The following is a 21,935-nucleotide window of genomic DNA, read 5'->3' on the forward strand; positions in this document are numbered from 1 at the left end:
AGCGGTTTGCCCTCTCCGCTTGCAGAGAGGGCGAGCCATTACAGCGTTTCGCCGTTGCTGGCAATGACGGTTTTATACCACTCAAAGCTCTTCTTACGGGAGCGGGACATGTCACCGGTACCGTCATCGTGCTTGTTGACGTATATAAAGCCGTAGCGCTTACTGTACTGGCCGGTGGTGAAGGAGACGCAGTCGATGCAGCCCCACGGCGTGTAGCCCATCAGATCCACGCCATCCCAGGTCACCGCCTTCATCATCTCTTCCACGTGGGCGCGCAGGTAGTCGATGCGATAGTCATCGTTGATGCTGCCGTCCTCTTCCACGGTGTCGTAGGCGCCGAAACCATTTTCCACGATAAACAGCGGCTTCTGATAACGCTCGTACAGTTCACACAGCGAATAGCGCAGGCCTACCGGATCAATCTGCCAGCCCCAGTCGGACGCCTTGACGTGTGGGTTCGGCACGCTGCCCTCGAAGCCGGAAATGGCGTCACCGGTACCGCCTTCCGCTTTGACCGCGTTGGTCATGTAGTAGCTGAAACCTAAGTAATCGCAGGTGCCTTCACGCAGGATCTGCTCGTCGCCCGCTTCCATTTTGATGGAGAAGCCACGGCGTTCCCACTCGTTCAGCACGTAAGACGGGTAGTAGCCGCGCAGCTGTACGTCGGTAAAGACGTAGCGCTCGCGCATGGATTCCTGAGCGAACATGACATCTTCTGGCTTGCAGGAGTACGGATAGAGCGCCACCATCGCCAGCATGCAGCCGACTTTCATTTCCGGGTTAATGCGGCGTGCGGCTTTCACCGCCAGCGCGCTGGCCACGAACTGGTGGTGCAGCACCTGGTACATGGTCTCTTCCGGGTTGTCGTGCTCGGTATAGACCACGCCAGAGCAGCAGTAGCCGAACAGCGGCGCACGCCAGTTGCGCTGGTTGTTGATTTCGTTGAAGGTCATCCAGTATTTGACCTTATTTTTGTAGCGCTCAAATACCACTTCCGAGAAGCGCACAAAGAAATCTACCACTTTACGGTTGGTCCATCCGCCATATTCCTGAACGAGGTGCAGCGGCATTTCAAAGTGGGAGAGGGTGATCACCGGCTCGATGTTGTACTTCAGCAGTTCATCGAACATGTCGTCGTAAAACTTCAGCCCCTCTTCGTTTGGCTGAGTTTCGTCGCCTTTCGGGAAGATGCGCGTCCAGGCGATGGAGGTACGGAAACATTTGAAGCCCATCTCGGCAAACAGCCTGATGTCTTCTTTGTAATGGCCGTAGAAGTCGACGGCTTCGTGGTTGGGGTAATATTTGCCTTCAATCACTTCCTGCGTGATTTCTCGCGGAACGCCGTGTGCGCCGCCGGTGAGCACGTCGCAGATGCTTGGCCCTTTGCCGCCTTTGTTCCAGCCGCCTTCAACCTGGTGCGCCGCTACCGCGCCGCCCCATAAAAAATCTTTCGGTAAGGTGAGTTTTTTCATCTTTGCTATTCTCAATTCAGGACTTATTGATTTCGAGTCTAGCAAAGCGGAATTAAATGTCACGATATAACATTTTGCGGAAATTGTAATTTGTCACATCAAAAAAACAGGATGTTTTATTCTGTTAATTTCTTCGCCAGTTTCCGGCCTAATGATTCCAGAATATAGATGACGGGAATTTGCGTGGTGATATCGTAAACGCCGCCAATGCGCGTTTGCGGTACGTGCCAGGAGAGGTTAAAGTCCGCCAGCTTTGCGAGACGTGAATGTTCGTGGCTGGTGACTGAGAGCACCTTGCAGTGGTGTAGGCTGAACTGGCTGGCGAAGCGCAGGATCTCCTCGGTTTCGCCGGAGACGGAGAGTACAATAGCCAGCGCATTTTTAGCCATGTCGTTAGTGACCGGGAAATAAGGATCGTCGATATGGTTGCTGAATTTCCCGATATTTGAAAAGAAACGTGCGCCATATTTTGCCAGCGATCCGGAGGTGCCCGCACCGACAAAAATAATTCGTTCAGATGATAAAATAATATCGACCGCGTTATCTAATAGCGCATCAAACTCTTCGTTATTTACGCTTTTAAAGAAGCTGATGATTTCACTGGCACCAAAATTCGCCTGCTGCGGCTCGTTCTGCTCCAGATAGAGTTTAAAGCGCACCCGAAATTCCGAGTAGCCATCGCAGTTAAGCTTGCGGCAGAAGCGCAGGATGGTAGTAGTGGAAACGCCCGCCGCATCCGCCAGCTCGCGGATGGTCATGTACATCACTTTATCGCGGTTCTTAATGACATAGTTGTAGACCATCATTTCCAGATTGTTGAGGCTGGCAATGGCGGAATGGCTGAACATACTCACAATGGCTAAACTCGCTGTCGGACACTATTCCTGAAGCATACCATGATGACGAAGGGTGGGAGACGGATTTATCTCCTTGATTACTTAGATGTTAATGAAATCATTTACACCTGTGCGGTGGATTGTTTTTATATTATGATGATTTATAAGGATAAATCTTGAATGTGGATTTATTTTAGCTAACAGGTGTTCACTGGAATCATTCTCAGTTAGCATAGACTGGCGATGAATAATCATCTTTTGTTTTCCCGGAGTTAAGTATGGTGAGCAGACCATTAATCGCACAGGGATATTCGCTGGCTGAGGAAGTAGCCAACAGTATAAGCCACGGCATTGGCCTGGTTTTTGGGATTGTCGGCTTAGTGTTATTGCTGGTACAGGCAGTGGATACCAACGCCAGCGCGATGGCCATTACCAGCTACAGTCTGTATGGCGGGAGTATGATCCTGCTTTTCCTGGCCTCAACGCTGTATCACGCTATTCCGCATCAACGGGCGAAGATATGGCTCAAGAAATTTGACCACTGCGCTATCTATCTTCTTATTGCGGGTACCTATACGCCGTTTTTGCTGGTGGGGCTCAACTCACCGCTGTCGCGTGGCCTGATGATTGTGATCTGGAGCCTGGCGCTGCTGGGGATCCTGTTTAAGCTGACCATTGCGCACCGGTTTAAAGTGTTGTCGCTGGTTACCTATCTGACAATGGGCTGGCTGTCGCTGATTGTGGTGTATCAGTTAGCCATTAAGCTGGCGGTGGGGGGCGTGACGCTTCTGGCGGTGGGCGGGGTAGTCTACTCGCTGGGCGTGATTTTCTACGTCTGCAAGCGTATTCCGTACAACCATGCCATCTGGCACGGCTTTGTGCTGGGCGGCAGCGTGTGCCACTTCCTGGCAATTTATCTGTATGTTGGGCAGGTGTAGTTTTTTTGTAAGGTGCGGTCTGATGCCCTCACCCCGACCCTCTCCCACAGGGAGAGGGAGAATATCAACACCGTAGGCCCGGTAAACGCAGCGCCACCGGGCGATACAGCATCAATCTTCCAGAGAATACGGTAGCGGCTCAATGCTGAGCGTGTTTGCATCATCCCGCACGCGGAACACGCTGTCGGGCTCCATATCATTATTCATGACAACCTGCACCAGCAGGCGGCCATCATCGAGCTGGACGGCGGCTAACACGGTGCCGGTACGGCGCCAGTTTTCGCCCATCTTCATCTCAAGATCTTCACCCGCTTCCGGCACACGGCTGGCGTGACCAGCCAGTGTCCACAGGGCGCGTTTGTTCGCGCCGCGGAATTTCGCACGCGCCACCATTTCCTGACCAGTGTAGCAGCCCTTCTTAAAGCTGATACCACCCAGCGCCTGGATGTTTGTCGCCTGCGGGATAAACTGCGCGCTGTTTGCCGCGTCAATCACCGGCAGGCCCGCTTCGATGTTCAGCGCCAGCCACTGCTGGCTGTTGTTGAGCTGTGCTTCACCGCGCAGGGCGTCAGTGACGCGTTCCGCCGTTGCTTCGTCGGTTACCAGCAGGAAGCGCTCCGCCGGGTGTTCGAACCACAGAATGGAGGTCGCTCCCTCGCTGACCAGCTGTTTTTTAGCATCCGGCAGCTCGGCAAACAGGTTTTTCAGCGCTGCACGCGCCTGGAAACCCGCGACCCCCAGCAGAACGTGTTCATCGTCCGGGGCGATGGTGACTTTAGAAAAGACCGCGTATTTTTTCAGCTCTTTAAGCTGGGCGTCACGCAGGCTGCGGCGCTCAATAAAGGCGAATCCGTCCTGACGGCGGAACAGACGCAGGTTGCTCCACATTTTGCCTTTTGGATCGCAATGCGCGGCCAGCAGATGCTGGTGCTCAGTCAACTGCGCCACGTCCGCCGTGACCTGGCCTTGCAGGTATTTTTCACTGTCCGCACCAGTCAGTGTCGCCAGTGCCCAGTCATCAAGAGTAATCAGCGTCAGCGGCAGACGCGCAGAGGCGGCGGGCTGGCGAGGAGAAAATGGTGTAAATGCCATAGTGATGTCCTGAATTGCTTAACGCTTTGATAATACCTAATGGTAAAAGAGACTGTATTCAATGCAAGCGCTTTCAGCAGGCCATTCGTGCCATTACGCGGTTATGCGTGGCGCTACGCAAAATAGTGTAATCCGCTGTCTTTATAAGGATTATTCAGGGAGCCTGCTCGAGGTTCGCAATATTCCAGTAAAGAAACGGTCAAAAACACGTTACACTAGCAGGTGTTCCCGGAGAGCAATAATGAATACCAAACGGGATACCGACTGTGCCAAACGTAATGCAGGAAACAGAACATGGATATTAACAACAAGGCCCGTATTCACTGGGCGTGCCGTCGCGGCATGCGTGAACTTGATATCTCCATCATGCCTTTCTTCGAGTATGAGTACGACAGCTTAAGCGATGACGATAAGCGCCTGTTTGTCCGTCTGCTTGAGTCTGACGATCCGGATTTATTCAACTGGCTGATGAATCACGGCAAGCCCGCCGACACCGAGTTGCAACGGATGGTGCAATTAATTCAAACACGGAATCAGGAACGTGGTCCTGTGGCAATCTGATCTTCGCGTCTCGTGGCGCTCACAGTGGATGTCCTTACTGCTCCACGGGCTGGTGGCGGCACTGGTGTTATTGGTGCCGTGGCCGCTTAGCTATACCCCTCTGTGGTTGCTATTGCTGTCGTTTGTGGTGTTTGACAGCGTGCGCAGCCAGCGTCGAATCAACGCCCGTCAGGGTGAAATTAAGCTGCTGATGGATTCTCGCCTGCGCTGGCAGGGAAAAGAGTGGGAGATGATGGGGACGCCGTGGATGCTTAACACCGGGATGATGCTACGGCTGCGTCGGGTCGAGGATAACCGTCGCCAGCACCTGTGGCTGGCCGCAGACAGTATGGATCCCGCGGAGTGGCGAGATCTACGCCGGTTGATCGTGCAACAGCCGACGCAGGAGTAAATCAGCTGAATTGCTCGGCCATCTCACCCAGAATCTGCTCGCACCAGCTCTGGAGGCGCTCGTCGCTAAGATCGTACTGGTTGGTTTCATCCAGCGCGAGCCCGACAAACAGCTGACCGTCGGCAATAATCGGTTTTTGACTGGTGAACTCATAGCCTTCCGTAGGCCAGTAGCCGATAAAGGTCGCGCCCTTTGGCGCCAGTTTGTCGTGCAGCATGCCGAGTGCGTCAAGGAACCACTCCCCGTAGCCCAGCTGGTCGCCCATGCCGTACATCGCAATGATTTTGCCTTCAAAATTGACTGAATCGAGCTGATCCCAGATGGCTTCCCAGTCTTCCTGAATCTCACCAAAGTCCCAGGTAGGGATACCCAGAATGAGCACATCGTACTGCTCCATCAAGGCAACCGCGTCATCTTTCAGGTTATGCAGCGTCACCAGTTCCGGGCCAATGATGTCACGAATTTTCTCCGCCGCCATTTCGGTGTAGCAGGTGCTGGAACCATAGAACAGACCAATATTCATCGCGTAACTATCTCAATTCTTGCTATGACTTTGCGCGTAGTGTACCAGAAACCGATGGCAATCAGGCATAATGGCCAGATTGCAGAACCAAAGGGGCTGATGTGGAAAAGGATCTCGCACTCATCGAACAGTTTCTCGACGCGCTGTGGCTGGAGAAAAACCTCGCTGAAAATACGCTCAGCGCCTATCGTCGGGATCTCACGCTGCTGGTCGAGTGGCTGGCACATCGTGGGCTGACGCTTGAAAGCGCGCAAAGCGATGACCTGCAAGGGTTACTGGCTGAGCGGATGGAAGGGGGGTACAAAGCCACCAGCTCTGCACGTCTGCTGAGCGCCATGCGCCGCCTGTTCCAGCACCTGTACCGCGAGAAGATCCGCGCGGATGACCCCAGCGCACTGCTGGCATCGCCTAAACTGCCTCAGCGGCTGCCAAAAGATCTCAGCGAAGCACAAGTTGAGAGATTATTACAGTCGCCCGCAGTTGACCTTCCGCTGGAGTTACGCGATAAAGCCATGCTTGAACTATTGTATGCCACGGGCTTGCGCGTTTCCGAGCTGGTGGGCCTGACGATGAGCGATATCAGCCTGCGTCAGGGCGTGGTGCGCGTTATCGGTAAAGGGAACAAAGAACGGCTGGTGCCGCTGGGTGAAGAGGCGGTCTACTGGCTGGAGACGTATCTGGAACACGGGCGTCCGTGGCTGCTGAACGGCGTCTCCATCGATGTATTGTTCCCGAGCCAGCGCGCGCAGCAGATGACGCGACAAACGTTCTGGCATCGCATTAAACATTACGCCACACTGGCGGGTATTGACAGTGAGAAGCTGTCGCCGCACGTTTTGCGTCACGCCTTCGCGACGCATCTGTTAAACCACGGCGCTGATTTACGCGTGGTGCAGATGTTGCTTGGACACAGCGATCTTTCAACGACGCAAATATACACCCATGTCGCGACGGAACGCCTGCGGCAGCTACACCAACAGCACCACCCTCGCGCGTGAGTGCCGACGAATTGTTACAGGAACAAATATGAAAAAGTCTTTAGCGCTGTTCACCCTGCTGGCAGCTTCGGTTTCCGGTTTTGCCCATGCGGACGATGCCGCCATTAAACAGTCTCTGACGAAACTCGGCGTCGCCAGCAGCGAGATCCAGCCAGCGCCAGTGGCTGGCATGAAAACGGTGCTGACCAACAGCGGCGTGCTGTACGTGACCGAAGACGGCAAGCACATCATTCAGGGGCCTATGTACGACGTGAGCGGCGCGCAGCCGGTGAACGTCACTAACCAGCTGCTGATGAAAAACCTGAACGCGCTCGAAAAAGAGATGATTGTCTACAAAGCGGCGCAGGAAAAGCACGTTATTACCGTCTTCACCGACATCACCTGCGGCTACTGCCACAAGCTGCATGAAGAGATGAAAGACTACAACGCGCTGGGCATTACCGTGCGTTACCTGGCTTTCCCACGCGCCGGCGTGCAGAGCCAGCCTGAGCAGGATATGAAAGCGATCTGGTGTGCAAAAGACCGCAACAAGGCCTTTGATGATGCGATGAACGGCAAAGGCGTGAAGCCCGCGTCCTGCGATATCGACATCGCTAACCACTACGCGCTGGGCGTACAGTTTGGCGTGAGCGGTACGCCAGCCATTGTGCTGAGTAACGGCTACGTGGTACCGGGCTACCAGGGTCCAAAAGAGATGAAAGCGTTCCTCGACGAGCACCAGAAACAGATGGGTGGTAAATAATTCGCGTGAAAGCCCCGATAAAACTGCGCCGCCGCGATGCGGGTGAAACCGCGGATTTACCAGACACGCTTCCGCTGCTGTTAAAGCGGCTGTACGCCAGCCGTGGCGTGCGTACGGCAAGCGATCTTGAGCGCAGCGTCAAAGGCATGCTGCCCTGGCAAGCGCTGAGTGGCATCGAAAAAGCGACTGAAATGCTCTACGACGCGTTCCGGGAAGGCACGCGGATTGTCGTGGTGGGCGATTTCGATGCCGACGGCGCAACCAGTACCGCGCTGAGCGTGCTCAGCCTGCGTGCGCTGGGCTGTGATAACGTGACTTACCTGGTGCCGAACCGGTTTGAAGACGGCTACGGCCTCAGCCCGGAAGTGGTCGATCAGGCCCATGCCCGTGGCGCACAGATGATCATGACCGTGGATAACGGGATCTCCTCTCATGCGGGGGTCGATCATGCCCATGCGCTGGGGATCCCGGTACTGGTCACCGATCACCACCTGCCAGGCGAAACTCTGCCTGCCGCCGAAGCCATCATTAACCCGAACCTGCGCGACTGCGATTTCCCGTCGAAATCGCTGGCCGGAGTAGGGGTGGCGTTTTATCTGATGCTGGCGTTACGCACGTTGCTGCGAGATAAGGGCTGGTTCGAATCGCGCGGGATTGCCGTGCCGAACCTCGCGGAGTATCTCGATCTGGTGGCGCTGGGAACCGTGGCGGACGTGGTGCCACTCGATACCAATAACCGTATTCTCACTTGGCAGGGCTTAAGCCGCATTCGGGCAGGTAAATGCCGTCCGGGGATTAAGGCGCTGCTGGAAATTGCCAACCGCGATCCGCTGAAGCTTGCGGCAAGCGATTTAGGCTTTGCCCTCGGCCCGCGCCTGAACGCGGCGGGGCGGCTGGATGATATGTCGGTTGGCGTTGCGCTGCTGCTGTGCGACAACATCGGCGAAGCGCGCGTGCTGGCCAGTGAGCTGGACGCACTCAACCAGACCCGTAAAGAGATTGAGCAGGGCATGCAGGCCGAAGCGCTGACCCTGTGCGAAAAGCTGGAGCGCAGCGGCGATACCCTGCCGGGCGGGCTGGCGATGTATCACCCCGAATGGCACCAGGGCGTGGTGGGCATTCTGGCGTCGCGCATTAAAGAGCGTTTCCACCGCCCGGTGATCGCGTTCGCCCCCGCCGGGGACGGCACGCTGAAAGGCTCCGGTCGTTCCATTCAGGGTCTGCATATGCGCGATGCGCTGGAGCGTCTGGATACGCTGCATCCGAACCTGATGATTAAGTTCGGCGGTCACGCGATGGCGGCAGGCCTGTCGCTGGAAGAGGCGAAGTTCGACGAATTCCAGCGTCTGTTTGGCGAACTGGTCACCGAGTGGATCGATCCGGCTCTGTTGCAGGGTGAAGTGGTTTCTGACGGTGAGCTTTCACCGGCTGAAATGACCATGGAGGTGGCGCAGATGCTGCGCGATGCCGGCCCGTGGGGGCAGATGTTCCCGGAGCCGCTTTTCGACGGACGTTTTCGTTTGCTGCAACAGCGCATCGTGGGCGAACGCCATCTCAAAGTGATGGTGGAACCGGTCGGCGGCGGACCGCTGCTCGACGGCATCGCCTTTAACGTTGATACCTCCATCTGGCCGGACAACGGCGTGCGCGAGGTTGAGCTGGCCTATAAGCTGGATATTAACGAGTTCCGCGGTAACCGCTCCCTTCAGATCATCATCGACAATATCTGGCCAATTTAGCGTCAGTAATCTCTATAAAAAAGGGCGTGGATTCGGTACAATCCCGCTCTTATCACCGCATTTTGACAAGCTCATAAAAGAAAACAGACCATGTTTGAAATTAATCCGGTAAAAAACCGCATTCAGGACCTCACGGAGCGCTCTGACGTTCTTAGGGGGTATCTTTGACTACGATGCCAAGAAAGAGCGTCTCGAAGAAGTAAACGCCGAGCTGGAACAGCCGGACGTCTGGAACGAACCTGAGCGCGCTCAGGCGCTGGGTAAAGAGCGTTCCTCCCTCGAAGCCATCGTAGATACGCTGGATCAAATGGCGCAGGGTCTGGAAGATGTTTCTGGGCTGCTGGAGCTGGCTGTCGAAGCCGACGACGAAGAAACCTTTAACGAAGCCGTGGCAGAGCTCGACGTGCTGGAAGAGAAGCTGGCGCAGCTGGAATTCCGTCGCATGTTCTCCGGCGAATACGATAGCGCTGACTGCTATCTCGATATTCAGGCAGGTTCTGGCGGTACCGAAGCGCAGGACTGGGCGAGCATGCTGATGCGCATGTACCTGCGCTGGGCGGAAGCGCGCGGTTTCAAAACCGAGATTATCGAAGAGTCCGAAGGTGAAGTGGCGGGTATCAAATCCGTCACCATCAAGATTATTGGCGATTACGCCTACGGCTGGCTGCGTACTGAAACCGGCGTTCACCGCCTGGTGCGTAAGAGCCCGTTCGATTCCGGCGGCCGCCGTCACACCTCCTTCAGCTCCGCGTTTGTCTACCCGGAAGTGGATGAAGATATTGATATCGACATCAACCCGGCGGACCTGCGTATCGACGTTTACCGCGCATCCGGCGCGGGTGGTCAGCACGTTAACCGTACGGAATCTGCGGTGCGTATTACCCACATTCCAACCGGGCTGGTAACACAGTGCCAGAACGACCGTTCCCAGCATAAGAACAAAGACCAGGCCATGAAGCAGATGAAAGCGAAGCTTTATGAGCTGGAGATGCAGAAGAAAAATGCTGAGAAGCAGGCGATGGAAGACAACAAGTCCGATATCGGCTGGGGCAGCCAGATCCGTTCTTACGTCCTTGATGACTCCCGCATCAAAGACCTGCGTACCGGGGTTGAAACCCGTAACACGCAGGCGGTGCTGGACGGCAGCCTGGACCAATTTATCGAAGCAAGTTTGAAAGCAGGGTTATGAGGAACCAACATGTCTGAACAACAAGCACAGGGCGCTGACGCGGTAGTCGATCTTAACAACGAACTGAAAACCCGCCGCGAGAAGCTGGCAGCGCTGCGTGAGCAGGGCGTGCCGTTCCCGAACGATTTTCGTCGTGACCACACCTCAGACCAACTGCACGCAGACTTCGACGGTAAAGAGAACGAAGAGCTGGAAGCGCTGAACGTTGAAGTGTCCGTGGCGGGCCGCATGATGACCCGTCGTATCATGGGTAAAGCGTCCTTCGTGACCTTACAGGACGTTGGCGGCCGCATTCAGCTGTACGTCTCCCGTGACGACCTGCCGGAAGGCATCTACAACGAGCAGTTCAAAAAGTGGGACCTGGGCGATATCCTGGGCGCGAAAGGTAAACTGTTCAAAACCAAGACCGGTGAACTGTCTATCCACTGCACCGAACTGCGTTTGCTGACCAAAGCCCTGCGCCCGCTGCCGGACAAGTTCCACGGTTTGCAGGATCAGGAAGCGCGCTATCGTCAGCGTTACCTGGATCTCATCTCTAACGATGAATCCCGTAAGACCTTCAAAATTCGCTCCCAGATCATGGCCGGTATTCGCCAGTTCATGGTTAACCGCGACTTTATGGAAGTAGAAACCCCGATGATGCAGGTGATCCCAGGCGGTGCCTCTGCCCGTCCGTTCATCACCCATCACAACGCCCTGGACCTGGACATGTACCTGCGTATCGCGCCGGAACTGTACCTGAAGCGTCTGGTGGTCGGCGGTTTCGACCGCGTGTTTGAGATCAACCGTAACTTCCGTAACGAAGGTATCTCCGTACGTCATAACCCAGAGTTCACCATGATGGAACTCTATATGGCGTATGCGGATTACAAAGATCTGATCGAGCTGACCGAATCCCTGTTCCGCACCCTGGCGCAGGACATTCTGGGCACCACCCAGGTGCCTTACGGTGAAGAGGTGTTCGACTTCGGCAAGCCGTTCGAAAAACTGACCATGCGCGAAGCGATCAAGAAATACCGTCCGGAAACCAACATGGCGGATCTGGATAACTTCGACTCTGCGAAAGCGATCGCTGAAAGCATCGGTATCAAGGTTGAGAAGAGCTGGGGCTTGGGTCGTATCGTGACCGAAATCTTCGAAGAAGTGGCCGAAGCGCACCTGATTCAGCCGACCTTCATCACCGAATACCCGGCGGAGGTGTCTCCCCTGGCGCGTCGTAATGACGAGAACCCGGAAATCACCGATCGCTTCGAATTCTTCATCGGTGGCCGCGAAATCGGTAACGGCTTTAGCGAGCTGAACGATGCAGAAGATCAGGCGCAGCGCTTCCAGGATCAGGTTAACGCGAAAGCGGCAGGCGACGACGAAGCGATGTTCTTCGACGAAGACTACGTGACCGCGCTGGAGCACGGCCTGCCGCCGACGGCTGGCCTGGGTATTGGTATCGACCGTATGGTGATGCTGTTCACTAACAGCCACACCATCCGCGACGTGATCCTGTTCCCGGCGATGCGTCCGGTGAAATAAGCCGTTAAGACGTAAAAAAAGCCCCGTGCGTTTATCACCGGGGCTTTTTTATTGCGCCGCGAAGGCGCTGAGTTTTTCACGCGCGGTGTTCGCTTCCTGCACCATCCACGGGCTAAATGCCCACGGTGTGGCGTCCAGCGCGCGGAATAGCGCGTCCAGCTCCACCCACTGATACTCCATCACTTCATCGTCATTGATTGCGAGGGTATTCGTTACGCGGGCGGCATAGACCGGGCAGATTTCGTTTTCAACGATCCCTGACGGGTCGGCTTCACGGTAGCGGAACTCCGGGGCAATGGGGGTGATGTCTGTGATTTCGGCGCCGACTTCAAAGCGACAGCGGCGGATAATCGCCTGCTCTGTCGCTTCGTCGGCCTGTGGATGACCGCAAACGGAGTTGGTCCATACGCCGGGCCAGGCTTTTTTACTTAAGGCGCGCCGGGTGATCAGACATTCTCCGTTAGCGTTAAACAGCCATGAAGAGAAGGCCAGGTGTAGCGGGGTGTGTGACGTGTGCGCGGCGTACTTCTCCTGAGTGCCAATCACCTTTCCCTGGTCATTTACCAAAATAACGTGTTCTTGAATACTCATTGATGCTCCAGTGCCAAAATGCTTAATGGTTCAGCACCATCAGCGGAATTATTATACTGCATTCTTATGCGAACGGTTTGGCCCACAGAGCGGAAAAGGGCATGACCCGCATCAGTTTGGGCTGCTATCATAGTGCGCCATTCACGCTGACCGAGGAGCTGTTTTGTTTGCAGGAAGCCTGACGAGAAACCCGATCATTGCCGTTTTCTGCCTGACGCTGACGCTACTTGTAGCAGGATGCTCGGGGAGTAAATCTTCGGATATGGGCAGTTATTCCGGTGCAGTCTATACCGTTAAGCGCGGGGACACGCTCTACCGCATCTCACGCGCCACGGGAACCAGCGTGAAGGAGCTGGCGCGCCTGAATAATATCTCTCCACCGTATACTATTGAGGTAGGGCAGAAGCTCAAGGTTAACGGCGGTTCCTCCTCAGGGAAAAAGTCCTCAACGCGTAAAACAGCCAAAGTCACGCCATCCTATCAGGTGCCTAAATCATCCTGGCCGCCGGTCGGTCAGCGCTGCTGGATCTGGCCTGCAAGCGGAAAAGTGGTTGCGCCGTACTCGCTCTCGGAAGGTGGCAATAAAGGTATTGATATCGCTGCCGCACGCGGCACACCGGTTTACGCTTCAGGGGCCGGGAAGGTGGTCTATGTCGGTAACCAGCTTCGTGGATACGGTAACCTGATCATGATTAAGCATGGTGAGGACTACATTACGGCGTATGCGCATAACGACACGATGCTGGTCAATAACGGCCAGAACGTGAAGGCGGGGCAGAAGATTGCGACCATGGGCAGTACCGGGACGGATACGGTGAAGCTGCACTTCCAGATCCGCTATAAGGCCACGGCCATCGATCCGCAGCGTTATCTTCCGGCGCAGGGCAGTAAGCCGAAGTGTTAAGTGATTATTTAATCGCCACTTAGTGGGGTAAAGGCTTGTATGAAGAGGCGTAAGGTCTATAATGCCTTACGCACCTCAAAGCGGGCGTAGTTCAATGGTAGAACGAGAGCTTCCCAAGCTCTATACGAGGGTTCGATTCCCTTCGCCCGCTCCAGAATTTCCCCAGGTGGAACCGTTCGAAAATCTCCGGTTCTTTCAGCATGTTACGCAGTAGTGCTTACTAACATGCTTAGGCGTTCTACCATAGTTCACTACTTTGACACTTGTCACGAATGGTTACTCGGTGAAATGAGAGTGTAGCCAATCGTCGGCGGTGGTTTCAAGTTCTTACCGCGATAGCCCAACAATGAACGCAAAGCCTACACCAGGCAGCGACGGATCGCACTTCTCATAACCTTTCAGTGAAGCGCATTTTTGCCGATGCTCCCACATGCCACACGTCGTGATGACGTTGCAGGGAATAAACAGGTTTTATGGTGGTAACGCTCCTTGCGAAGTGCAGCGGAGCAAGGTACTTGCAGACCATATGCAAGCTCTGCCAGCGGTTCGGCCTCGCTCCCTTTGGGTACATGGTCATCCTGATAAACTTCACTGTCTGACACACCCTGATGTTCTCGCCTAACGGCTCAGCGCGTTGTCTTACCACCAACGGGCATTAGGCTTTTATTGTCCAAATTCTGTTAGTTGCGCATTTTCTGCACCCTGGTTAACCTGAGATTAATCCTAATCTCCCAAGGGTGAACATGGCTATCGGGAACAGACAGATTCAAGAGGAATCACTCAAAGAAGAGTTAGATCGCTTGCTGGAAGAACTTGAAATCACACAGGAGCAACGGGAGTTTATCGAGTCCATGCGACAAGAGGACGGGGAAAATAACAACGGGAAATAAGGCTTGTATTGTCCAAAATCTGCGCTACGCTACCTTTGATTACCCACAGCAAAGGATAACCAAGATGGAAAAAGAAAACTTTTGCGTGGGACGTATAGCTGTAAAGGGGGCGTTGCGCCCTTGGAGTGTTAAAGACTATCCTCTCATCATTTGTACGTGTTAGAACTTCCTGTTCCGAAAGCTGGAATACATCATCAGATAGCGTTTCAGATTGCGTAGTGTCATCAGCTTTATTAGCGTTTGTGGACGCATCCTTTTATTTCGAATGTAGTATAGGGTGAAAAGCTGATATTTTTTACTCGATACGTCTAATTTGGCTTTGTGCTTCCGGTAAAAATCCAGATAACCTGAAAACTTACGTCCTGAGCAGGTGATGCGGACCTCACCGTGATTGACATATAGCACCTGAGTTATCACGTCCAGTTTGAAAGGATCGCCATAGGTTTCAGCCAACCGGTAGAATGCATCATAATCCTGAGCGGCGGTCAGGTGTTCATCAAACAGAACCTGCTGCATCCGGCTGGTTAAAGTAAGCATCTGGTTGCCAATAATATTCCGCTTATCAAACAGGTTCTTTTTATAGGGAGGTTTAGGGTAAACCTGTAATTCATTAAGGTGCTTGTATCCGGTGCTGTCGCAAAGGTAATCATCAGCGTATAAGAAGCTGTGCTGTTGAAGTTTATGTTGGCAGGCAAGAAAGGAGGACAGGCGTGTCGGCAGCCATTCATCATCATCATCCAGACCCGTTATCAGATATCCCTTGGCCATTCGTATCGCCTGATTCCGGACGGCACAGGCTCCGGAATTAAATTCATTGCGGATGTAGGTAATGCGCGGGTCATTCAGATCGGCGATATAAGTCTGAAGCTTATCAAATGACGATGAGAAATCATCGATAATAATGAGTTCCCAGTGTGTATAATCCTGTTTCAATACTGATTGTATAGCCCTGATCGTCAGTGTTTCACGGTTCCAAGTAGGCATATAGACGGAGATGAGCGGTCGGGATGACAGCGTGTCGCTGCTAATATCCACACGCTCTGTCAGTGTCCCAGTAAAAGTAGCTTTTTGTATGTCACTTCCTGAAAAGTCCACTCCGGTACAGTTCGCGTGACTGAAAATCGCCCCTTCCGTTTTACAGTGGCTGAGATTTGCCCCTTTCAGAGAGGCATATGAGAAATCGGCTCCCCGAAGATCGCTGAACGAAAGATCGCAACCCGATAAATTAATATTACGCAAGTTAAACCTCCTAAGATCCATAAACCGCAGGTCCGAACCTGCCAGATCCGACTGGTGACGAGGGTTCTTAAGGTCAATGTGATGATATTTCAGCAGTTTTTTTTGAATTCTATTTTTGCTGTTCATGTTCAGCTTACTGTGAGTATCGATAATAAATTAGGCTTGCAGTTAATCACTCCCCTTATCATTCTGCAATTGTACCCATTCATTTTCAGAAATATTCCCAAAGACAAACTGACGTTATGTAACATTTGTTTATAGTCGTCTGACATTCGCCAAGGATGGCAAGACTGCCAATGTCAGCACATTCAAACTTTTCATGGTGATCACCATTCTAAAGAAAACTCCTCTGTTAAATCGTCCTGCACGTCCTGACCGTACCCGATGTAATACATGGTTGAGCGCGGATCTGTCTGCCCCAGGAAATGGGCGATTGTCTCTATAGCCACCCCATTTTCGAATAAAATTCGGCCACGGCTTTTACGTGGTGTATGGCATCCCACGTTAGAGAATCCTGCTCTACGTCCCATCTTCCCAAATTCAGTGAATACCGTGTTACGGGTTACGGCGTTGCCTTTGCTACGGAGATCGCCCTTGCTAAAGATGAAATCTGTCTTCACTGGCATATCGGCTTGCTCTGCCTTGCGTTGCGCCACCACTGACAGCATCGCGGCTGTCACCTTTGGCCTCACCACGTTTCCGGTTTTCTCCTGCTTCACCTTGAGGTGAGATTGCCCTTCTACATCTTCGTACCGGAGTTTGAGCACGTCAGAGATACGTAGACCGCTTTCATACATAAACACCCACAGGCAATAAAACAGGTTGGTGGTGGTGTTGCGCTGTAGCGATGCCGCCACTGCCTTAACTTCATCTGCACTCTTTAGGGCCTGGCTAATTCCTTTCATCGTTATTTTTCCTCTTGTTCGTTTCGTTGAAAACATAATTGATCAGAAATTGATCATTTTCAATATGTTGCACGATACGTTTGTTTATGAATAGCACGAAATGATCAAAAGGTATGCGCGGTTGCCTGAGTTGCTTAACGGCGTGATCAAGGCCACCCCAATTTTGCCGCCTGTCAGTACCGAATATCTGTAACTAATTGAAAAATAAAAATAAATTAAATTTCATCAATGATTCATGAAACTGTGGTTATGTCAAGAAATTTATTTTCTATGGTGGGGTGTTACCCCTGTTCGCACGGTGAAGTGATGTAAAAGTGTACTGAATAAGTTAAATCAACAAGTTACATAATACACTTTACTAATGTGTATCGAAGCGGGGCGATATCGCACGATAGATGATAATAATTCTCACCTGAGTTGATTGCATCAAGAAATGATTAGAATGCTAATTAATTGGCGGGTTTCGGCATGAAAAAAGAAACATCGTTTCAATTTAGAAAGCTCGTTCAGCACATTGCACCTACCATGAAAGTGTACATTGTGGACAATGATCGCTGTGAGCCTCACGGCGCAAGGCTTTCGTATAAGTAAGTGATAGTTTCAATTGTTACTATCTTAATTGCTATGGTAACTTTATCCCTGTAACAACGGCAATCTTTACCTGACATTTAAGATAGGTTTTGACGTTAATAATGTATGGATTTGATAGGGATAATCTAATATTTTCCTCTGGCTGTTCTTAGGATTGTTGCATGTGCGATTCGTAGTGAGCAGGGCGACGATCTACCGTTGGGTGAAATGGCGTTTTTTGCTATCTTGGCGGTAGGTTAGTCCACTGTGACATACGGGGTAGGCCAGGCTGACCTGGGGGGTAGGTCACGGTGACACATAATAAGATTAACTATAATACTAATAATAAGATCAGTTATTAGATCAGTGCCTTTTGCGCTTGTCGCAAAGATCATTTGCTGGAGGCTCTTCGCCGTCACTCCTGGCAAGCAGCCTTACTTCGCTTCCTTTCGGGCTACGTTGGCTGGCCTCGTTCCGCTCACGTCGCAGCAAAGCGTTATCTATACATTCTGTATGGTGCAATGGCGTTGCCACCGTGAAAACGGCTGCACACGATGATTTCGCCGTGGGCGAATACCATTGCGCTGTGCGCGGAATTACCATCTGACCAACCAACTACCGTTGATTGTCCATCTGATAAGCTGACTAACTTCAACCATACATTCATGAACTAACGTTCACCCATGCAAGGTTTCAGTAAGTCAGTGGCTAAGGCTTCACTGGTCGCTGATAGCTCCAGTTCATCCAGCCTCAATCCAATACCAACACCTACTATCCTGATAACTACCGTTATCCCTCTGTAGTTGTGCTATTGGTTTCGGTAAGTGCCAGAGGGCGCACAGGAAGCCCGTAGAGCGATTTAAACAGGGTAGGGAATGCAATGGTAGCCTGAAAGCGTCAGAACGCCGCAGAGAGCGTTACAGGCTGTTTTTCGTTGTTCTTGTGGCTGTCTTCTCTGGTGGCAAGTTCTACCACAAAAACAGATTGACATCCACTTTTTATTTTATGTATAAAGAGCACAAATCGCAAAGCAGAAATACAACGCATTGAAAATGATCAAAAAATTTTCGAATAATCACCGTTGAGAGGTTGACAAAAGTTTAGAAATAGGTTAGAATACCCATATACCATAAAACTTTATCCACATAATCTCTTAATGCACTTTGAGCCGTCAGGCTGCAAGGTGTCTTTTTATTTACGCCAACCATAGGAGGCCACACTGAGATACTTTGACGTTGAAGACACACTTCAACAATTGAAAGACGGAACCACCAACCGTTACCGCATCCGAGCACTACGCAACGCTTGCCGCGCTCGTGGATACCACGAGAGGGAAGCCTTTCTCACAGAAGTATTGAAGCGCTGGGATGAAATCCGCACTTCGACCACCAACGAATAAACCAGAAGGAGGAAACCAGAATGATCGAGAAGAAAACCAAACTACCGCCGTCCACATCGTTAATGATCCCTGATGCGACATTTCAGATTCTATTCAAAGAAGCAAAGCGCCGAAAAATGAGCGTAAGCGCACTACTTCTTGAAGAGTGTCAAAACCTGGCGGTTAAATATTCGAAAGCTGGCGCGTAACAACTACGAAACAGCATTTACATCCCCCCACGAATGAGAAGCGGAGAAAACCCAAATGAAGAGCATTCGTAATTTACTGAGCATACATAGGAGCATAGAACAATGGCAAAAACCCTCGCCCAGATTCAGGCAAAACATAAACAAGACTATCAAGATGAAGATGATAAAACTGTAACATCGCATACCTTTATTAAAGAATTTACCTTCTTCGAAGACATTGAACGCCTTTATTCGAACGATTTTCCCGATGGTAAAGTGATCGACAGTTTTCACGTCGCTTTGTATTGCCGCTTTTTGAGTTATCAAGCGAACGATAGTAATTGCTACGAGAGCCACGCTACGTTGGCGAGAAAACATAAAACATCATCTTCAACGGTAAAAAGACGTATTGAAGACCTAAGGAAGTTAGGTCTGGTGATAACAGACGAACACCCAGATCCCAATATTTCATCGCTGCTTTATACTGCATTACCACTTACTGATGCTCATGTTATCCCACCAGATCAATTACCAGCAGCACCCATTATCGTTTCTAACTTAGTGCCTGAACCAGCTACGGCAGAGGAAACGCAGGATGATGCGACAGAAAAGTCTGAGCCTTTAGGACTGCCTGAAACGATTACCGATGAAATGAAAATAGACGCAATGTGCGATCTATTGTCCAAACCGGAAAGTTTACGGCAGCAAAACAGGGGGGACACATTTATTAACTACGCTCGCCGCGTATTGCACCGCAAGAGTATGAAACTACCTTCCAGATTCGAAGAGGAATTAGAAATGCGATTTGAACATCGTTATCCACACTTCTATGGACGATTCGGAACACCATTTTAACGGAGACCTAATTGATACAATATATAAAACTAAACAACACAAACCAGATACAGATCAACGATAGCGGGAAGGGCGTTTACTATGCCTTGGTTTGGTTCTGGAGAGGACGTAGGACACGCATTTCCTACGGCGAGCTATCTGATAAATCCGGTGTAAGTGATAACGGGATCAGGTTCTGGCTTCGTGCGCTGCGAAACATTGGTGTGATTGATATCGACGATGAAAGCCATTATCTATCATTCACGCTGAAACACATCGAACGAGACAATGTAGAATTTATCTACTCTAATTTCTAAAACACACAATAGGGAAACTTTTATGATAACTGCTTTATGGTGGTTCACCATATTCTATGGCGTATACGTTATGACAAGACAAGGAGTTTCCCCCTCTACGAGGAATGAATGGGAAAAAGAAAACGTAACGTAGTTACAAAATTTGAACGAAACGCACAATCATTATTACGAACATCTGATTTTCAAAATCTATCTCGCCTTTCGAAGGAATACAATTCTGTTCCTGGTGAATGGCAAACAACAATAATTGAAGAGAATAGCCCTGCAATGTCTCCTGACGAGATGGGCGCATTACAGGATATTCTCAATAGCTGCCCTGGTGCATTCTGGAAACCCAGGAAGATGAAAATCTTCAATGTGGATTCTTCAAACCTCCACAAATGGCAAATTCTTAATTTCTCCTCATACGAACATTATTGCGGCTGGCTTTCGGTTAATCACCTTAACAATTTAACCCGCGACTTTGACACCCTATTTGATACCAGGGAACATTATGACTCTTAACACTATGGACACCGTGAACATCGTGAACACCCTTATTAACTCTTTCCACGATATCTGGCATTTACCAGCCCTGCGGCTTGTTAATAAGGCGTGGTGTGAGAGAACGCCCTCCGCGCTCCTGGAAGCGATACAATACACAGAACAGGCAATCACCGCCCTTGAACACTGGAGCGCTGCTGTAGAGCACCTGGTGCAGATGAACGGGGATACCGTCACCGTGGATCAGGCGTGGCGCATTGCCAATGACCTTGAAGAGCTTGCTTGCTCCCTGCAATACATCACCGCCGAACTTGCGGAACTGGCAGGAGCCATTGCCGAGAAATACGCAGTAAGCGAATTTGAATAAAAATGCAAGAAAAGTGAATAAAATGTTGGTTTGGGTATTGACAAATTAACAGAAATGTTATAGAATAAGAAGTAGGGATAGTATTCGAATCACTTCACCCTCCTGAATGCCGTTTCCCATAGCGGCACTCTTTCCATCTGAATTTTCTCTCTGAAAGCTGGTTGTTTTCCTTTGTTGTGTTTAGTTCCAAAGGGTGGCGCGGGCGTTCCCACTTGTGTCGGGTGATAACGAACAATCACCGCGCACATTCTCTTTCAGAGAGCATATTCCGTGCTCTAAGCCTTATAACCTCCGTTAGGGATTATAAGCGGTCATACTGAATAAACGCCGTCAGCGGTAGTTACGTTCAGGCTGGCAAATCTTCTATTAATACACTCCCGAAAGTGTCTGGTAGTAGATAGATAAAGAAAGCCTCATTTTATTCCTGGGCGCTGCTACACGCTTTTAAAAATGAGGAGCAATGACGGGCGAAACCTTCTTCTGTTATTCGTAACAGCTGCGCCCTTCATTTTATTCAAGAAACCATTCTTTAACATCATAATCCTCCGAAACGATGACGTTAAAAAATGCTTTCTAACAAGGGCATACTCTCCAGGGCTACTTCGGTAGCCCTTCTCTTTACCCTGCGTACAACATAAATGCTGCACGCAGACACAACGCGAAGGAACAACACAATGTTCTTATTAAACAATCGCGACCGAATTCTAAAATACAAATCCGAAGTGATTCAAGTTAATCCTGAGTTAATAGCTAAAGTGGCTGAAATGGCAGGATGTACCGTTGAAGAAATAGAAAAAGCTGTAGAACAGTATTTCCCTTCTGAGGACACACCTCAACTTAGTATGCAGGAACGGATCGCAATCAAATCCAAGGAAATCAAACAACAATGATTGTAGACCTAACCGAACTTTTCCCAATTCGTAAGAGTTTCACTGACGTAGTGAGCTACGCCACTGATTCTTTTGCAGCCGTAGAAGGCCGTGTTTTCGACCTGCCAGCAGATATTGAATGCGGCGATGTTATCGGCGCTGATGGCGCTCTATACACCTCCGGCGATGATGCCTTTGTGGTGGTGTCCGATGCCGTCAGTGCTGGCGACGGTAAAACGGTAAATGTCCTACGTGCGCCTAATGTTGGCAGCTTCGTAGCATTGAAAGCCGACAACCTGAACGCAGCGAATCACGCCGCAGCTATCACCACGCTCGAATCCAAAGGGTTTGTATGCCGTCCATTCTTCACCTCTTAATCAAGGATGATCATT

23 protein-coding genes, 1 tRNA gene and 1 pseudogene are annotated in these 21,935 nt (G+C 51.2%); 17 read left to right on the forward strand and 8 right to left on the reverse strand.

Annotated elements, in window-relative coordinates; all coding sequences use genetic code 11:
• Positions 1-38 precede the first annotated feature (38 nt).
• Positions 39-1,472, reverse strand: coding sequence for a 6-phospho-beta-glucosidase BglA (gene bglA / locus SK54_RS06070; protein WP_017382891.1), 1,434 nt, complete (start codon positions 1,470-1,472; stop codon positions 39-41).
• A 116-nt stretch (positions 1,473-1,588) separates the two neighbouring features.
• On the reverse strand, positions 1,589-2,320 hold the full coding sequence (locus SK54_RS06075) for a MurR/RpiR family transcriptional regulator (protein WP_015571796.1): 732 nt from the start codon (positions 2,318-2,320) through the stop codon (positions 1,589-1,591).
• Positions 2,321-2,586: 266 nt separating this feature from the next.
• On the opposite strand from SK54_RS06075, the gene SK54_RS06080 reads away from it, so the two are divergent.
• Positions 2,587-3,246, forward strand: a complete 660-nt coding sequence (locus tag SK54_RS06080) for a PAQR family membrane homeostasis protein TrhA (RefSeq protein ID WP_003863433.1) — start codon at positions 2,587-2,589, stop codon at positions 3,244-3,246.
• Between the two features lie 111 nt (positions 3,247-3,357).
• On the opposite strand, the gene ygfZ is transcribed toward SK54_RS06080, so the two are convergent.
• On the reverse strand, positions 3,358-4,338 hold the full coding sequence (gene ygfZ / locus SK54_RS06085) for a tRNA-modifying protein YgfZ (protein WP_017692714.1): 981 nt from the start codon (positions 4,336-4,338) through the stop codon (positions 3,358-3,360).
• A gap of 294 nt (positions 4,339-4,632) precedes the next feature.
• On the opposite strand from ygfZ, the gene sdhE reads away from it, so the two are divergent.
• Together sdhE and SK54_RS06095 are read left to right on the forward strand one after the other, a co-directional pair.
• On the forward strand, positions 4,633-4,899 hold the full coding sequence (sdhE, locus tag SK54_RS06090) for an FAD assembly factor SdhE (protein WP_003863437.1): 267 nt from the start codon (positions 4,633-4,635) through the stop codon (positions 4,897-4,899).
• A complete protein-coding gene (locus SK54_RS06095; RefSeq protein ID WP_017382887.1) occupies positions 4,880-5,290 on the forward strand; it encodes a protein YgfX in 411 nt (136 codons plus the stop codon). The genes sdhE and SK54_RS06095 overlap by 20 nt, the downstream gene beginning before the upstream one ends.
• A 1-nt stretch (position 5,291) precedes the next feature.
• Here SK54_RS06095 and fldB read toward each other — a convergent pair whose 3' ends face one another.
• On the reverse strand, positions 5,292-5,813 hold the full coding sequence (gene fldB, locus SK54_RS06100; RefSeq protein ID WP_015571793.1) for a flavodoxin FldB: 522 nt from the start codon (positions 5,811-5,813) through the stop codon (positions 5,292-5,294).
• Between the two features lie 101 nt (positions 5,814-5,914).
• Here fldB and xerD point away from each other — a divergent pair, with 101 nt between their 5' ends.
• From xerD to lysS, 5 genes are all read left to right on the forward strand, one after another.
• A complete protein-coding gene (xerD, locus tag SK54_RS06105; RefSeq protein WP_003863442.1) occupies positions 5,915-6,811 on the forward strand; it encodes a site-specific tyrosine recombinase XerD in 897 nt (298 codons plus the stop codon).
• Positions 6,812-6,839: 28 nt separating this feature from the next.
• Positions 6,840-7,553 (forward strand): bifunctional protein-disulfide isomerase/oxidoreductase DsbC, encoded by a 714-nt coding sequence (dsbC, locus tag SK54_RS06110; RefSeq protein WP_003863443.1) that lies wholly within the window; start codon positions 6,840-6,842, stop codon positions 7,551-7,553.
• A gap of 5 nt (positions 7,554-7,558) precedes the next feature.
• Entirely contained in the window at positions 7,559-9,292 is a 1,734-nt protein-coding gene (recJ, locus tag SK54_RS06115) for a single-stranded-DNA-specific exonuclease RecJ (protein WP_017382886.1), read from the forward strand.
• Positions 9,293-9,382: 90 nt separating this feature from the next.
• Positions 9,383-10,481, forward strand: a protein-coding gene (prfB, locus tag SK54_RS06125; protein ID WP_096147815.1) for a peptide chain release factor 2 whose coding sequence is annotated in 2 segments (ribosomal slippage) — positions 9,383-9,457 and positions 9,459-10,481 — 1,098 coding nt in all. Because the reading frame shifts where the segments join, the coding sequence is not laid out codon by codon here.
• Positions 10,482-10,490: 9 nt separating this feature from the next.
• On the forward strand, positions 10,491-12,008 hold the full coding sequence (gene lysS, locus SK54_RS06130) for a lysine--tRNA ligase (protein ID WP_003863452.1): 1,518 nt from the start codon (positions 10,491-10,493) through the stop codon (positions 12,006-12,008).
• A 48-nt stretch (positions 12,009-12,056) separates the two neighbouring features.
• On the opposite strand, the gene idi is transcribed toward lysS, so the two are convergent.
• Positions 12,057-12,599: an isopentenyl-diphosphate Delta-isomerase gene (gene idi, locus SK54_RS06135; protein WP_003863454.1), complete on the reverse strand. Its 543-nt coding sequence runs from the start codon at positions 12,597-12,599 to the stop codon at positions 12,057-12,059.
• Between the two features lie 163 nt (positions 12,600-12,762).
• On the opposite strand from idi, the gene actS reads away from it, so the two are divergent.
• The 3 genes from actS to SK54_RS22630 all read left to right on the forward strand — a co-directional run bounded on the left by actS (position 12,763) and on the right by SK54_RS22630 (position 14,393).
• Positions 12,763-13,503, forward strand: coding sequence for an amidase activator ActS (actS, locus tag SK54_RS06140; protein WP_022651807.1), 741 nt, complete (start codon positions 12,763-12,765; stop codon positions 13,501-13,503).
• A gap of 80 nt (positions 13,504-13,583) precedes the next feature.
• Positions 13,584-13,657, forward strand: a tRNA-Gly gene (locus tag SK54_RS06145).
• Positions 13,658-14,246: 589 nt separating this feature from the next.
• On the forward strand, positions 14,247-14,393 hold the full coding sequence (locus SK54_RS22630) for a hypothetical protein (RefSeq protein ID WP_003863460.1): 147 nt from the start codon (positions 14,247-14,249) through the stop codon (positions 14,391-14,393).
• A gap of 159 nt (positions 14,394-14,552) precedes the next feature.
• Here SK54_RS22630 and wcaA read toward each other — a convergent pair whose 3' ends face one another.
• The 3 genes and pseudogenes from wcaA to SK54_RS06160 form a co-directional block, all read right to left on the reverse strand.
• Complete coding sequence (wcaA, locus tag SK54_RS06155; protein WP_072202517.1) at positions 14,553-15,407, reverse strand: colanic acid biosynthesis glycosyltransferase WcaA; 855 nt, start codon at positions 15,405-15,407, stop codon at positions 14,553-14,555.
• 48 nt (positions 15,408-15,455) lie between these two features.
• Positions 15,456-15,758: pseudogene (locus tag SK54_RS22725) on the reverse strand (pentapeptide repeat-containing protein); the annotation flags it as partial.
• Between the two features lie 200 nt (positions 15,759-15,958).
• Positions 15,959-16,537 (reverse strand): tyrosine-type recombinase/integrase, encoded by a 579-nt coding sequence (locus SK54_RS06160; RefSeq protein ID WP_003863463.1) that lies wholly within the window; start codon positions 16,535-16,537, stop codon positions 15,959-15,961.
• Positions 16,538-18,526: 1,989 nt separating this feature from the next.
• Between SK54_RS06160 and SK54_RS22635 the strand changes: the two genes are divergently transcribed.
• The 6 genes from SK54_RS22635 (at position 18,527) to SK54_RS06190 (ending at position 21,920) form a co-directional block, all read left to right on the forward strand.
• Complete coding sequence (locus SK54_RS22635; RefSeq protein WP_022649293.1) at positions 18,527-18,694, forward strand: hypothetical protein; 168 nt, start codon at positions 18,527-18,529, stop codon at positions 18,692-18,694.
• Positions 18,695-18,796: 102 nt separating this feature from the next.
• The gene (locus tag SK54_RS21795; protein ID WP_074161221.1) at positions 18,797-19,528 is read left to right on the forward strand and encodes a helix-turn-helix domain-containing protein; all 732 of its coding nucleotides are present in this window, start codon (positions 18,797-18,799) and stop codon (positions 19,526-19,528) included.
• A 404-nt stretch (positions 19,529-19,932) separates the two neighbouring features.
• Complete coding sequence (locus SK54_RS22640; protein WP_075550049.1) at positions 19,933-20,328, forward strand: hypothetical protein; 396 nt, start codon at positions 19,933-19,935, stop codon at positions 20,326-20,328.
• Positions 20,318-20,674 carry a hypothetical protein gene (locus tag SK54_RS06180; RefSeq protein WP_003862900.1) on the forward strand — a complete coding sequence of 119 codons (357 nt, stop codon included), beginning with the start codon at positions 20,318-20,320 and terminating at the stop codon, positions 20,672-20,674. Before SK54_RS22640 ends, SK54_RS06180 begins: the two co-directional genes overlap by 11 nt.
• A gap of 674 nt (positions 20,675-21,348) precedes the next feature.
• Complete coding sequence (locus SK54_RS06185; protein ID WP_003862898.1) at positions 21,349-21,564, forward strand: hypothetical protein; 216 nt, start codon at positions 21,349-21,351, stop codon at positions 21,562-21,564.
• Positions 21,561-21,920, forward strand: a complete 360-nt coding sequence (locus tag SK54_RS06190; protein ID WP_003862896.1) for a hypothetical protein — start codon at positions 21,561-21,563, stop codon at positions 21,918-21,920. Before SK54_RS06185 ends, SK54_RS06190 begins: the two co-directional genes overlap by 4 nt.
• The last annotated feature ends 15 nt before the right edge of the window (positions 21,921-21,935 follow it).

Source organism: Enterobacter sp. MGH120, from assembly GCF_001037725.1.
In the GTDB taxonomy this organism is placed as follows: Bacteria; Pseudomonadota; Gammaproteobacteria; order Enterobacterales; family Enterobacteriaceae; genus Enterobacter; species Enterobacter hormaechei_C.